This is a genomic window from Psychrobacter sp. TB55-MNA-CIBAN-0194 (assembly GCF_040309505.1).
GTDB classification, from domain to species: domain Bacteria; phylum Pseudomonadota; class Gammaproteobacteria; order Pseudomonadales; family Moraxellaceae; genus Psychrobacter; species Psychrobacter fozii.
In genome coordinates this window covers 1-298 of sequence record NZ_JBEOOW010000118.1, presented here as the reverse complement: position 1 = coordinate 298, position 298 = coordinate 1, and the positions used below count along the sequence as shown (strand labels likewise).

At 43.0% G+C, this 298-nt stretch carries 1 pseudogene; it reads right to left on the bottom strand.

The annotated features are described in order from the left end of the window. A pseudogene (locus tag AAEY75_RS14500) lies at window positions 1-298 on the bottom strand (cation acetate symporter); the annotation flags it as partial.

The window sequence follows — 298 nt, the reverse complement described above, 5'->3', positions numbered from 1 at the left end:
CGCGTGGAGAACGAACGCTTTCAACCAATTCTTGGATATGTAATGGTGGTGCTTTAGTCGCGTAAGATACAATGAACGCAACGATAAAGTTGAGCAAGGCACCAATCGCACCAAATGATAATGGCGAGATACCAAACAACCAGTATTCTTCCGTATCAGGGAAGTTAGCCGTACCACTGATGAAGAACCAGCCTTTGAAAACAAAGATATAAACCAAGATACTAATCAGACCTGTCAACATACCGGCGATAGCGCCAAGGTTGTTAATACGCTTAGAGAAAATACCCATCATCAATGC